Source organism: Sphingomonas piscis (genome assembly GCF_011300455.1).
Lineage (GTDB): Bacteria > Pseudomonadota > Alphaproteobacteria > Sphingomonadales > Sphingomonadaceae > Sphingomicrobium > Sphingomicrobium piscis.
In genome coordinates this window covers 609,809-623,165 of sequence record NZ_CP049869.1, presented here as the reverse complement: position 1 = coordinate 623,165, position 13,357 = coordinate 609,809, and the positions used below count along the sequence as shown (strand labels likewise).

Below are 13,357 nucleotides of genomic sequence, written 5' to 3'. Positions count from 1 at the left end.
CGAAAGTCCGCTCGGAGCGGTTCGTGGCTTATCAACGAACTCGATCTGCCTTCAATCCGGCAAAGCCATCAATCGGATCGATATGGCAAGTGGTTGCGACCGGATCCGCACGCAACAGCACCTTGGAGCTCACGCCGGCCGATTGAGTCTGCGGGCCGTGCTCTCTAGTAGGTTCTGGCGACGAAGGAGGGATTGCCACCTTTTGTCCGTCACCTCATCTGGAGCAAGTCGCCTCATCATGGACTGGCCTGAGATCATCGAGCTTCAGGACATCACCATTGGACCGTTGGTAGGACCCAGCAGCAAGGGCAGCCTCACGGTTGAGGCCAGCCCGCCGTCGCCGGCTTTGCAGCACTATCGATATGGAAAGGCGGAGAGCGCGCTGACGATCCTGCCGTTGAACGATGCGAAGGCGACGACCATCGTCGAAGAGCCTGTCATCTATGGCGGCCTGATGTTCAGGCACTTCGGCCATGCCTTGACGGAGAGCATCCACCGCCTCTGGCCCCGCTACGCGCTTAAGGAACTGCACAGCGCCAAGGTGGCCTTCAATCTCGTCAACAACACGAAGATCATGCCCTACATGACGGAGGCGCTGAATTTCCACGGCTTTTCCAAATCGCATGTCATACCGATTACAGAGCCGATCCGCTTTCGCCGGCTGTTCGTCGGGCAGCAGGCGAGGACGCTGGCCGGCCCAACCACCTTTCCCGGTTACCAGAGCATGCTGGACAGGGAACTCAGCTGGCGGCTTCCGCCTCCTTCCGGCTCCCGACGCTTGTACATCTCGCGCCTCCGTCACCAGCACAGCGGCTCCTTCTACGGCGAGAGCTTCGTTGAAAAAGCACTTCAGAAAGCAGGTTTCGAGGTCGTCTATCCTGAGGACCTTAGCCTAACTCAGCTGGTCGAGGCCTTGCGAAGCGCCGAATTGGCGATTTTTGCCGAGGGCAGCGCCATCCATGCTCTGGAGCTTTGCGGGTCCGCAGTTCCGGACACTGCAATCATTTCCAGGCGGCCAGCGTCGATGCGGCGCTTCTCTCCGCTGCTTCAGGACATATGTGAGAGGTGGCTGATTTCGGATCACGTCCTGGCTCAGGCGGGCTTGTCGATGGACCGGAAGAAGCACTCGGCTGTTCTCGCGCTGCCCGCGCTGATGCGCGATCTCGGCCGATTTGCTGGTCTGGGGAATACTTGGGACGATCAGGCCGAGATCATGGCCGCAGCGATCGACCAAGACGTTTGTTCTCACATCCAAGACTCACGAGTTGATCGCACCGACGATTACGAGGTTCGCGCAGCCCGTCTCGGCAGCTTCGTTCATGAAGTGAGTTCGGGCCGCGCCGCGAGCGACGCTTTTCTAATCTGAAGACCATAGATAAAGCGCGGCAGATGATGTCGACCATACCTAGCCGCAGAGCCCTGCACGTTTGGAGAAGCCGGGCGGGGTCAATGCTTGATTGTTCAATGGTGACGGGTCGATGAAGGGGATCATCCTGGCGGGGGGCAGCGGAACGCGTCTTTACCCGATGACGCTGGCCGTCTCGAAGCAGTTGATGCCCGTCTATGACAAGCCGATGATTTATTACCCGCTCAGCACATTGATGCTGGCCGGGATTCGGGATGTTCTGATCATTACCACGCCGCACGACGCAGCCGGGTTCCAGCATCTTCTCGGCGACGGCTCACAATGGGGAATGAACCTCTCCTACGCCGTTCAGCCGGAACCCAAGGGTCTTGCCCAGGCCTTCACGATCGGCGCTGACTTCGTATCCGGTGGGCCCTCGTGCCTCGTCCTGGGAGATAACATCTTCTTCGGCCATGGCCTTTCCGAAACCCTGACGCAGGCTCGCCAACGGCTTTCCGGCGCCACGGTGTTCGCCTACCAGGTCGCCGACGCCGAACGTTATGGTGTTGTCGATTTCGACGCTGAGATGCGGGCGCGAAGCATCGAGGAGAAGCCCGCCCAGCCGCGATCCAATTGGGCGGTTACCGGCCTCTACTTCTACGACGAGCAGGTTGTGGACATTGCTTCCAACATCACGCCGTCGGACCGAGGCGAGTTTGAGATCACGGATGTCAATCGTGCCTACCTTGCGAAGGGCCAGCTCAATGTCGAAGTGATGGGCCGCGGCTATGCCTGGCTCGACACTGGAACCCCCGACAGCCTTCTCGAAGCTGCGGAGTTCGTGGCCACGCTCGAACGGCGGCAAGGCATGAAGATCGCCTGCCCGGAAGAGATTGCGTGGCGCAACGGGTTCATCGACGATGCAGGACTGGAGCGCGCAACCTCCCGCCTCGGCAAGAGCGATTATGCCGTCTATCTTCGCAGGCTGTTGACGTCGTCGTATTGACCCGGGCGTCGAGCCAAGGAGCTGCGGCCTGGCAGCCATGAACAGGAACGAAGCTCCTGATTTCTTTCGGGTGCCGCCTTTTCCGGGCGCACGGCCCGCGTCGCTGATGGGCCCTCACAATCTCGACGGGGTTTCAGGCGACGACGCTCACCGGCTGATTGCGATGCTCGCAGAGCGGCGGGTCGGCGGGAGTTTCTGGGGCGCACGGCCTGCACTTCCTACTAGGCCATACACGTTGGTCCGCGCCCAAACTTACCAGCGTTTCGGTGGGCAAGAGACGGCCGCACCGCTGCTGTTCTGGCAAAGTGACCCGGACGCCGCGACGAGGGAAGGGCACACAATATACGGCGAGTGCGATCCATGGCACTTGGTCAATGGCGCCACAGAGGTCATCGCCGAAGGCAGTGATGAGCTCGTGCTGGTTGCAGCGATCGCGGGCGTGCCCGTTCATTGCGTAAGCGAGGGATGTTATTCGCAGCTCGCGGCCGATCCAGCCAGTCTCCCGGAGCTATTCAAGCGTCTCTTCCTCGACACGCGAGGCTATGCGGACCCGTTTACGCGGCAGCCGATAACACTCGCCGAGCTCATCGAGCTCCTGACTTTCTGGAAGGAACTCATCGACAGCAATCGCCAGATCGAGGCGGCCGTTGGCTTTGCGTTCTGGAAGCAGCCGACCGTTGCCCCATTGCTGTGGAATGGCAGCACCGAGGTTCGCTTCATCAACCATGCCGCGACTGAGCCTGATGGGGCCGTCGCGATCTGGAAGTCGCGTACTCCGACGGCCGACCTTGCGGCGCTGGAGGAAAGCGGCGTGCGCCTGCTTGAGGTCGAAGACGGCTTCATCCGGTCGGCCGGCCTCGGCGCCGATTGCGTCCCACCCTTGTCGATCATCGTCGACCGCTCCGGCATTTACTTCGACCCGACCCAGCCTAGCGACTTGGAGAGCCTGCTCCACACCGGCAACTTCGATGCCGGAGTCCTTGAACGCGCCCGCCACCTTCGCGAAATTATCGTCGCCTCGGGCATCAGCAAATATGAGCAGGCAACCGCCCACCTGAAGCGCCGGGTCCCACGCGCGCACTTGCTGGTGCCCGGTCAGGTTGAGGATGATCGGTCGGTCCAGAGCGGGGGAGGCGACGTCCGAACCAACCTGGAGCTTTTGAAGCGTGTCCGACGAACGTCTCCAGACGCCTACATCCTTTACAAGCCCCATCCGGACGTCGAGGCGGGCCACCGGATAGGCGCCGTTCCCGAGGCTCAGGTTCTCCAGTTTGCGGACGAGATCGTGCGCGACCTGCCAATCTCGGCTCTCATCGATCTTTGCGACGAAGTGCATGTGAATACGTCTCTCGCGGGCTTTGAGGCGCTTCTACGCGGCAAGGCCGTCACGACCCATGGCGTCCCCTTCTACGCGGGATGGGGGCTGACCCGCGACCTTGGAGCAGTGCCGGCCCGCCGCGCGGCCAGACGGTCGCTCGATGAACTCGTGGCCGCGACCTTGATGCTTTACCCGCGGTACCTGGATCCGCACACCGGTCTGCCTTGCCCCCCCGAAATTCTCGTCAAAAGGCTCGCGGATGGGCAGTCACAAGGCGGGAACCACTTCCTCGTAGCAATCCGAAGGCTACAAGGGCGGCTGAAGCGCGCAATGGCGAAGGCCATGCGGCGTTGATTAGGATAAGTCAGAAGGGGTGGGGCAGCACAAGATGAACGCTGGGGGCAAGCAGCTCGTCCGTCCCGTGATATTGTCGGGTGGCGGTGGAACGCGCCTGTGGCCGCTTTCGCGGATGGGTGCGCCAAAGCAGTTTCTTCCGATCCTCAACGACGAGTCGCTTCTTCAATCGACGGTGAAGCGCACCACCGGGGATATGTTCAGTGATCCCATCGTGGTCACGGGTGAAGAACAGCGCTTCTTCGTCGCCAATCAGCTTGAAGAGATCGGACTGGCCCCGGCCGCGATCCTGCTGGAACCCGCCCCACGGAACACCGCGCCGGCGATCGCACTGGCTGCCTTGTGCGCCGCGAACCTGGGCGACGAGCTGATCCTCGTCCTGCCGTCCGATCATGTGATCGAGCATGTTTCAGCCTTTACCGACGCCGTAGCAGCAGCCTCGGCTTCGGCTCTAGATGGTCACATCGTCACCTTCGGCATTCAGCCGACGGCACCCACGAGCGGCTACGGCTATATCGAGGCTACCCAAGTTGAGCCTGGACAGGCCGTCCGTAAGATCCGCCGCTTTATCGAGAAACCCGACGGAGAGCGCGCCGCGGCCCTCATGGCGACGGGAAATTGCTATTGGAACAGCGGCATGTTCCTGATGCAGCCGTCGACCTTTCTGGCTGAACTGGAACGTCTGGCTCCGGCGATCGCCGCGCCCGTTGCGTCCTCTATGGCATCGCCGACTGTCGATGGCGCGTTCCTGCGGCCCGACGCTGCGCAATTTACCCAGGCAACCAGCGAGTCCATCGACTATGCCGTGATGGAAGCGACGGAGCTGGCTCGCGTGATCCCGGTCGATCTCGGCTGGTCCGATGTCGGAAGCTGGGACGCCGTCCTTGAGGCTTCGGAGGCGGGTGCTGGGGGCAACGTCCTCAAAGGTGACGTGCATGTGCTGGACGTGCACAATTCCCTGATCCGAAGCGAGGCGGACGTCACGGTGGGCGTGGTCGGATTGTCCGACATCGTCTGTGTGATGACCGGCGATGCGGCACTGATCGCCCCGCTCAGCCGGACGCAAGACGTGAAGAAGTTGGTCGATGCCATGCGGCTCTCCGGTCACCCGCGCGCCGACGAACCGCAACGTGTGTACCGGCCCTGGGGCACGTATGAGACGGTCGACCGCGGCGAGAGGTTTCAGACTCGGCGGCTGATACTGAAGCCCGGCGCTCAACAGTCGCTTCAGCGTCATCGGCAGCGATCCGAACATTTCGTCATCGTCGCGGGAGAGGCGGAGATTACGATCGACGGCAAGACGGTGCATTTGGTGGAGAATCAATCGGCCTTCGTGCCTGCAGGGGTGCCGCACCGGATCAGGAACATCGGCGCCGAGCCTCTTCACATCGTTGAGGTTCAGTCCGGGCCCTACCTTGGCGAGGACGACATCGAGCGCTTGGCCGACGCGTACGGACGAGACTAGCTGAGCTCCCGGACCGCGGACCCTTCACCCTCGGGATATTGTCAGCGGCACAACTCGCCCCTAACCGTTCCGGAGCCTTACGGAGGCTATGAGCGGCGTCCATTTACGTCGTGCGGGTTCAAGACATCAAAGGCTGACAATGCGCGTAATCGTTACTGGGGGTGCGGGTTTCATCGGTTCCGCCTTGGTCAGGCATCTCGTGCTCGACAAAGGCTATGACGTCCTGAACATCGACGCTCTGACGTACGCCGGCAATTTGGCGTCCCTGACCGCGGTTGAGGGAAAGTCAAATTACCGCTTCCTGAAGGCGGACATCTGCGACCGGGCCGCCATGACTGGCGCTTTCGCTGATTTCCAGCCTGACCGGGTCATGCACTTGGCGGCCGAAAGCCATGTCGACCGATCGATTACCGGCGCGGCCGACTTCGTCCAGACCAACGTCATCGGCACCTTCACCTTGCTGGAAGCGGCGAGAGGCTATTGGGCCGGGCTTGGGGAGCCGAGGAGCAGTGCATTCCGCTTTCTCCACGTCTCCACCGACGAGGTATATGGCTCTCTCGGTGCCGAGGGGCTGTTCACGGAAGAAACGCCCTACGACCCCAGCTCTCCATACTCCGCGTCAAAGGCATCGTCAGATCACCTCGCCAAGGCGTGGCAGCGGACCTACGGCCTTCCGGTGGTGGTTTCGAACTGCTCCAACAACTACGGGCCGTTCCACTTTCCCGAAAAGCTGATCCCGCTCACCATCCTCAACGCCCTCCATCGCGAGCCGCTGCCTGTCTACGGAAAGGGCGAGAATGTGCGCGACTGGCTCTTCGTGGAGGACCATGCGCGCGCGCTCGACGTCATCGCGGAGCGCGGTAGGCTTGGAGGGACCTATAACGTCGGCGGCCGAAACGAGCGGCGCAACATAGATGTCGTGAACCGCATCTGTGATGTCCTGGAGGAGTTGCGGCCCGCGAACTCGCATTATCGCGACTTGATCGAGTTCGTGACCGATCGGCCGGGTCACGATGCGCGCTACGCGATCGATGCTACTAAGCTGGAGCAGGAACTCGGCTGGCGGGCGGAAGAAACGTTCGAAACCGGAATCGAGAAGACGGTTGCTTGGTATCTCGACAATGAATGGTGGTGGAAACCGCTGCGCAACGCCTACAAAGGCGAGCGCTTGGGGCTGATCGGTGGGTCCTCGGGAGAATCGAAGGGCTGATGCGGATTCTCGTTACCGGTACGCAGGGTCAGGTCGCCCGCTCCCTTCTCGAACGCGGCTCCGAGCGCGGCTACGAGATCATTCTCCTGGGTCGGCCTCACCTCGATCTCGCGAGCGGCCGCAGTGAAATCGTGGCCGCCGTTGAACGCGCCAGGCCGGACGCCGTGGTCAACGCCGCCGCTTATACTGCGGTCGATAAAGCGGAAGCGGATGAGGCTGCGGCCTTTGCGATCAATGCTGACGGAGCCGGGTCGGTGGCCTACGCAGCTGCAAGGCTCGCGGTGCCGCTGGTCCATACCTCGACCGATTACGTGTTCGATGGCCTGAAACCGGCCGCATTTCGGGAAAACGATCCCGTTGGACCCACAAGCGTCTACGGCCGATCGAAACTCGACGGCGAGCGGCAGGTGCTCGCCGAGCACGACAATGCCGCGATCCTCCGGACTGCCTGGGTGTACAGCCCTTTTGGTGCGAACTTCGTGAAGACCATGCTTCGGCTCGGAACCGATCGGGAGGAGCTTCGCGTCGTTTCGGACCAGCTGGGCAATCCGACGAGCGCGCTCGACATCGCCGATGGCATCCTCAAGGTTGTGGCCAACCTCGCTGCCGATCGTGACGAGAACTTGCGCGGAATATTCCACATGGCGGGCTCAGAGAGTACAAATTGGGCCGAGTTTGCCGAGGGCATCTTCGCAACTTCCGCCGCTCGCGGTGGCCCCACGGCGCGGGTGGTGCGGATTGGCAGCTCGGACTTCCCGACAGCAGCGAAGCGCCCCGCCAACTCTCGGCTCGACTGTACGAAGCTGCAGTCGGCGCATCAGGTTAGCCTCCCGTCCTGGCGAACTTCGCTTAGTGACGTGGTCGAGCGTTTGTTGCCCGGCGATCGGGAGCCAAGCCCTGAACAGCAGACGGAAACGTCTCGGCTATCCTCGCAGGGCTGATATCGCTAATCCTTAACCATGGCGTCGCGACGTTCTCATTTGTCTCCGGAGACAGCGACTCGCGTCCAACCTCCGGCAATCGACCGGCAGCGGGCCGTTGCGAGGAGTGCACAAGCTGCTCCTCCGCCGTCCGAGCTCCGGCCTGCGACACGGTCGTTCCTGTTTCTTCAAGGCCCACCTGGTTGTCTGTTCCGCCAGCTTGGCGACGCGATGATCAAGCGCGGTATCGCCGTTCACCGTATCAATCTTAGCGGCGGCGACCGCTATGACTGGCCCAAGGGTGCGGTAAATTTCACGGGTCGCTTCTCCGACTGGGCGGTGTTCCTCGACCGCTTTATCCGCGAACAGGAGATCACGGACCTCCTGCTATTCGGCGATTGCCGTCCCTACCACGTGACGGCGCACGGAATCGCAGCGTCGCGCGGCGTCCGAATCCACGTGCTCGAAGAAGGCTATTTGCGGCCGAACTGGATGACGCTTGAGCGGGACGGGGTGAACGCACGTTCCACGCTGCCGCGCGACAAAGACTGGTTCGTGGCGCAGGCGCAGGAGCTACCCGCCGAGCCCGGCAATCCGCCCGTCACCGCAAGCTTCCGCCGCCGCGCCCGTGATTCCTATTGGTATTATCACCACGTTTTTACCGGTCGCCTCCGTTACCCGCATTACCACTCCCACCGGGCGACGCCGATCCTCAAGGAAGGGGTGGGCTGGCTATGGCGTTTGGCGACGAACAAGAGGCGTGCCGCTGCAGCGGAGAAGACGCTCGCGGATCTGGCTGACAAACCCTTCTTCCTGCTTCCTCTGCAATTGTCGGACGACTTCCAGATCAAGGCGCATTCGTCTTTCCCGAATATGCAAAGCGCGGCCAAATATGTGGTCGAAAGCTTTGCCGCGAACGCTCCGGCCGACCTCAAATTGTTGATCAAGGCTCATCCGCTCGACAGCAGCTTCTTCAATTGGCGGCGGTTCTTCGCCTCTCAGGCCGACAGGCTGGGCCTGACCGGACGCCTGTACTACGTTGACGGAGGCGATCTGGACACGATGGCGCGGCTGTCGAAAGGAATGGTTTGTGTCAACAGCACCTCGGCGACGCTTGCTCTTCAGCACGATCGTCCTGTGTGCGCCATTGGCGAAGCAATCTACGACATTCCGGGGCTTACCCACCAGGGGCACCTCGACTCATTCTGGTCGATTCCGGCCCCTCCGGAGCCCGGCCTCTATGCGGCTTTCCGACGTGTTCTCGTGGACCGGTGCCTGGTCCGCGGCGGGCTGGCCAGCCAGTCTGCCGTCAGGACGCTGATCGCCTCGATGCTTGAACGACTGGGCTGCTGATCACGGACATGGACATCGCTCCGTCTGCGATGTGCCCGACCAAGAGCTGGCGAGTCACCTCCACATACGAAAACGGCAGCGAGCAATGCCCGCTGCCGTTTTCGCATCGTTTGGATTGAAGGTCAGCCCTTGGGCGCTTGCACCCCCGACGTGGCGATGAACTGATCGAACTGAGCCTTGGTAAGGTTCAGCAGCAGACCCTTCTTGTTGATCCCGAAGCCTTCGAGCGGTGCCTTCACGACCTTCTCGCCCGAGCGAAGCACAGCCCCATCGGCTTCCACCTTGACGATCGTGGCGATCGCAACACCCGACGTGTCCATGACGTCCTTGCCCGCAACGATGTCCGTTGCCGCGGCGGGCCGCGGCTGATTGGGATCGATGCGCGCGCGACGACCCTTGTTGTCCTTCGTCATTCTATGGCGAACGTCATCGATCGATGCCGGGTCCGTCGACAGATCCGGGTCCTGGCTTCGCACAAGCAGCGGTTCACCGCCGCCACCGCCGCCGGATCCACCGGCCGCCTGCTGAAACGCGAACGCCGGCGACGCAGTAAGCAAGGCTGCGCCTGCAGCCATCAAGATGTGACGCATTGTAAATTCCCTTCCCGCGAGCCTGATGATTTCGCATGCAGTATAGCAAATCAACCTGAACTGCAGGCGAGAGCCCGCCGGCCATTCATCGACATTTGGCTGCGTCCTGCCGCAAAAAAGGGCCGGTGGTCTCCCACCGGCCCAGATTTACAAGTTCATCTACAAAACGATGTTCGATCTCTCGCTTAGAACTGAGCGAGTAGGCCAATCACAATGCGGCGATCGTTCAGGAAGCTGAAGCGATCATACATTGTGCCGTTCTGGTCGATCTGAACCCGAGCCTTGCTCTTCGTGTCCAGGATGTTGGCGATGGACGCACGCACCTGGAGCGGCTGGATGATCTGATACTTGAGCGACGCGTCCAGGTTGCCCGAGGCCGAGTTGTAGACCGGGAAACCCGTCACATAGTCGCGGTAGGTCGTCAGATACTTCGAGCGCCAGTTGTAGGCGAGACGCGCCTCCCACTTGTCGTCCTGGTAGAAGCCGACAACGTTGGCGATGTGCTTGGACTGGCCGAGCATATCATCAACGCCGAAGCGGTAGACACCGGTCTGACCTTCGTCAGGAATGCCGTCGCCGTCGGAGTCGCCGGTGTTGGCCGGCGGCGTCGATTTCGCCAGGATCATCGTGTAGTTGGCCTGCAAGCCCAGATGACCGAAGAAGCCCGGCAGGAAGTCGTAGGTCTGCTGGTAAGCGAGCTCGAAGCCCTTCACCGTCGCCTTCGACTGGTTGATCGGACCGCTGTAGATCACCGGAACTTCCTGTCCCGCAATCGTGTCGGTGCCGAGCGACAGCTCGCCGTTGACCTGGACGTTACGGATTTTCTTCAGGAAGGCTGCTGCCGAAACATAGCCGTTCTTGAAGTAATATTCGTATGACAGGTCGTAGTTCCACGCCGTCGTCGGCTTCAGCTGCGGATTACCACGGCTGACACGGATTTCATTGACGGTAATATTCGCAGCACCGCGATCGACACCGAACAACGGATCGTTCTCATCCGTTATCGGAGCATAGTTCTCGCGGCTCGCCGTAACGACATATTCCTGCGATCCGCGGAGATCCTGCACGTTGGGCCGGCTAAGGCCCTTGCTCACACCAACGCGGAACAGCATCTCACGATTGAGATTCCACTTGAGGTTGAACGAGGGCAACCACTTCGTGTCGCTGGACTTGAAGTCGGTCGCGAGCGGAGCCTGCGCCGCATAGATTGCAGCTTCAGGCACGAAGTCGACCAGATCGTCCCGGTCTTCCGCGTCCGGCGTTCTCAGACGAGTCACGCCGTCGGCGGCAAACTCGGGCTGCTCCGTGTCGGGATTCAGCGGTCGATAGGCGCGGAAGCCGGTCGAAGCCAACTCGGTCTTCGAGTAACGAATACCAATATTGCCGTCGAGCGACATGCCATTGTCGAATTCGTTGCCGAAGTCGAAACGGGCATAGAGGTTCTTCGTCTTCTCGGTGATGTCCGAGATGTCCTGCGGGTTGAAGTTCGGCGAACCGAACCGCGACCCATCGTCCGAACCGCGCGGAACCCAAAGGTGGTTGGTACCAATCTGCGGCTCATTCAGCAGAAATTGCCGGAACGCGCTGTAGTTGGTCAGCAGGTCCTCGTTGACGAACGGGAACACCGTATTGTCACCCTGGACGACGCCGCCGCGGAAGAAGTTCGAGAAATCGATCCCTTCTGCAGCCTGTTCCGGATTTTGGAACGTGCCGACGATGCCGTAACCGCCGGCCCACGCCGGAGCGATTGCGCCCCAGTTCAGGCCCATTTCGGCGTTCCGCTGGCTGCGACGAGCGTAGCGAGCACCGAACTTGACGTCCTTGAACCAGGAAGTCGCACCGTCGCCGCCGGACAGGTCGTAGTTCACGTCTCCGCGGACAGCGTACAGCTTGCCCGTGCCGACCTGCCAGCGATCGGCCGCAAACTGCCAGTTGGCGCCGTTGAGATCAGCAAGGCTGGTAGGATGCGGAATTGGTGTGCCGGCGTCATCGCCCGGATAACGTGTATTGCCCGAGTTGAATTGATTGCGCGGGTCGATCGTGAACGCGATCGTCGGATTGTCGAGATCGTGATCGATCTGGTGATTGGCCCAGCTGTTGAGACCGCCCCAAAGCTCCATGAACTTGGCACTCGACCGGGTGCGGTGAGCGTCGAGGCTGACGGTCATACGGTCCGTCACGTCCCACTGGACATTGGCGCTGAGGTCGCGAGTCTTGGTCCGCTCCTGCTTGCCGATGCCGAGCGAGCCGATGGCATTGCCGTAGACGCCGGTCCAGCTGTCGTTGGTGTTCGACACAAGACCGGATTCCATCAGGCCGCCCTGGATCGGGATCAGGGTTTCGCAGTCACCCGGGTTGGATGGGAAGCCGCCGGCGCCGTTGCAAAGGGCCGTGCCTTCCGTCGACCAGGGGCGGACGACCAGATTGCTGACCGACATGGTCGCTCCCGGATCGTGGTCCGGCCACCACTCGTAGGTGCGCTCGACGCTGTCGATATCGTTCCTGACGTTGACGTACTTCAGCGTCGCCTTGATCCGGTCGTTCTTCCACTGAGCCGCGCCATAATAGCTGGTGCGGTCACGGTCGACGTCGTTGGTGCGCATTTGGAAGCCGGTGGTCGCACCGATGATCTGGCTCGGATCGACACCCGCAAACTCGTTGATACGCCCGGCGCCGGTGAAGCCCGTCGAGGGGAGATTGCCACCAACCAGGACACGCGGGGTGGGAGCGCTCTGCTGCCAACCGTGAATGCGCGAATCAAGCTTGGAGCGCGAGTAGGAGGCCATCAGGCCGAACTCGCCCGCGCCGGTCTGCCAGCGATCGCCGAGGGTGATGCTGCCCGAAGGAGCCCACTTCTTGCGAAGGTCGGAATAGGTGCCGTCGACCGCAATAGCAATCACTCGGCCCTTGCGGTCGAACGGTTCGAGCGTCCGCAGGTTGATGGTGCCGCCAATGCCGCCTTCGATCAGGTCGGCGGTCTGGTTCTTGAACACGTCGACGGCGCCGACGAGTTCCGGCGGAATGGACGACCAGTCGAGAGCACGGCCACCGTTGGCGCTGAACGCGTCACGGCCGTTGAACTCGGAGCGGGTGTAACCAAGACCGCGGATGAGGTTGCCTCGGCCTTCCGGCGAAGGGAAGTCGGGGCTGGCGCCACCGGTCGGGAAGCGAGACACGGTCAGACCTGGGATACGGCCCAGTGCCTCGGCGACCGAAAGATCGGGCAGCGTTGCAACGTCCGACGCCGTGATGGAGTCGACGAAGGTGTCCGAGTTGCGCTTGATGTTCTTGGCGGTTTCAAGCGCGCGGCGGAAACCGGTAACGACGATAGCGCCGCTGTTGTCGCCGGCAGTCGCATTGTCGTCATCGGTAGCGCTCGAGTCCGGTGCGCCGGTCGGCGCTTCCGGCGCGGTTCCGTCCGACTGCGCCGCATCGGCCGTCGTCGTGTCCTGCGCATGGGCAATGCTCGGCGCCACTGCGAACGGCAGCGCGGACGTTGCAAGCAACACCCGCGAACCGACCAGCGACGGGCCCAATTCGAGTCTTGATTCATTTCGGCAATCCCTCCCCTGAACATAGGTTCTATCCACGTTGTCAGCTGCGGCCGCTTCGGTCCCATGACAGGGCGCGACTCTAATAGTCAGACAACTCAGAATTGAGCCTATATATGCGATGTCCGTCGGGCAACGGGCCTTTTGCGATATGGATTAAACGGAAAGTAGATGTGACTTTCACGCATCACACAGTGGACCTGCGCACGTAGTCTCGCATGTTGCCCAAGGGCCGGATCGTGATA

9 protein-coding genes are annotated in these 13,357 nt (G+C 61.5%); 7 read left to right on the top strand and 2 right to left on the bottom strand.

What is annotated here, in order from left to right; genetic code table 11:
- Positions 1–238 precede the first annotated feature (238 nt).
- The 7 genes from G7077_RS03155 to G7077_RS03125 all read left to right on the top strand — a co-directional run bounded on the left by G7077_RS03155 (position 239) and on the right by G7077_RS03125 (position 8,971).
- Positions 239–1,366, top strand: coding sequence for a glycosyltransferase 61 family protein (locus G7077_RS03155; RefSeq protein WP_166410452.1), 1,128 nt, complete (start codon positions 239–241; stop codon positions 1,364–1,366).
- Between the two features lie 112 nt (positions 1,367–1,478).
- On the top strand, positions 1,479–2,351 hold the full coding sequence (gene rfbA / locus G7077_RS03150) for a glucose-1-phosphate thymidylyltransferase RfbA (RefSeq protein WP_166410451.1): 873 nt from the start codon (positions 1,479–1,481) through the stop codon (positions 2,349–2,351).
- 37 nt (positions 2,352–2,388) lie between these two features.
- Positions 2,389–4,023 carry a capsular polysaccharide export protein, LipB/KpsS family gene (locus tag G7077_RS03145; protein ID WP_166410450.1) on the top strand — a complete coding sequence of 545 codons (1,635 nt, stop codon included), beginning with the start codon at positions 2,389–2,391 and terminating at the stop codon, positions 4,021–4,023.
- Between the two features lie 34 nt (positions 4,024–4,057).
- A complete protein-coding gene (locus G7077_RS03140; RefSeq protein ID WP_166410449.1) occupies positions 4,058–5,488 on the top strand; it encodes a mannose-1-phosphate guanylyltransferase/mannose-6-phosphate isomerase in 1,431 nt (476 codons plus the stop codon).
- 139 nt (positions 5,489–5,627) lie between these two features.
- Positions 5,628–6,698: a dTDP-glucose 4,6-dehydratase gene (gene rfbB / locus G7077_RS03135; protein ID WP_166410448.1), complete on the top strand. Its 1,071-nt coding sequence runs from the start codon at positions 5,628–5,630 to the stop codon at positions 6,696–6,698.
- Positions 6,698–7,639, top strand: coding sequence for a dTDP-4-dehydrorhamnose reductase (rfbD, locus tag G7077_RS03130; RefSeq protein WP_166410447.1), 942 nt, complete (start codon positions 6,698–6,700; stop codon positions 7,637–7,639). Before rfbB ends, rfbD begins: the two co-directional genes overlap by 1 nt.
- 210 nt (positions 7,640–7,849) lie before the next feature.
- Positions 7,850–8,971 (top strand): capsule biosynthesis protein, encoded by a 1,122-nt coding sequence (locus G7077_RS03125; protein WP_246167341.1) that lies wholly within the window; start codon positions 7,850–7,852, stop codon positions 8,969–8,971.
- A 122-nt stretch (positions 8,972–9,093) separates the two neighbouring features.
- Here G7077_RS03125 and G7077_RS03120 read toward each other — a convergent pair whose 3' ends face one another.
- Both G7077_RS03120 and G7077_RS03115 read right to left on the bottom strand, forming a co-directional pair.
- Positions 9,094–9,561 (bottom strand): hypothetical protein, encoded by a 468-nt coding sequence (locus G7077_RS03120; RefSeq protein ID WP_166410445.1) that lies wholly within the window; start codon positions 9,559–9,561, stop codon positions 9,094–9,096.
- 185 nt (positions 9,562–9,746) lie between these two features.
- Positions 9,747–13,097: a TonB-dependent receptor gene (locus tag G7077_RS03115; protein WP_166410444.1), complete on the bottom strand. Its 3,351-nt coding sequence runs from the start codon at positions 13,095–13,097 to the stop codon at positions 9,747–9,749.
- Positions 13,098–13,357: the final 260 nt, after the last annotated feature.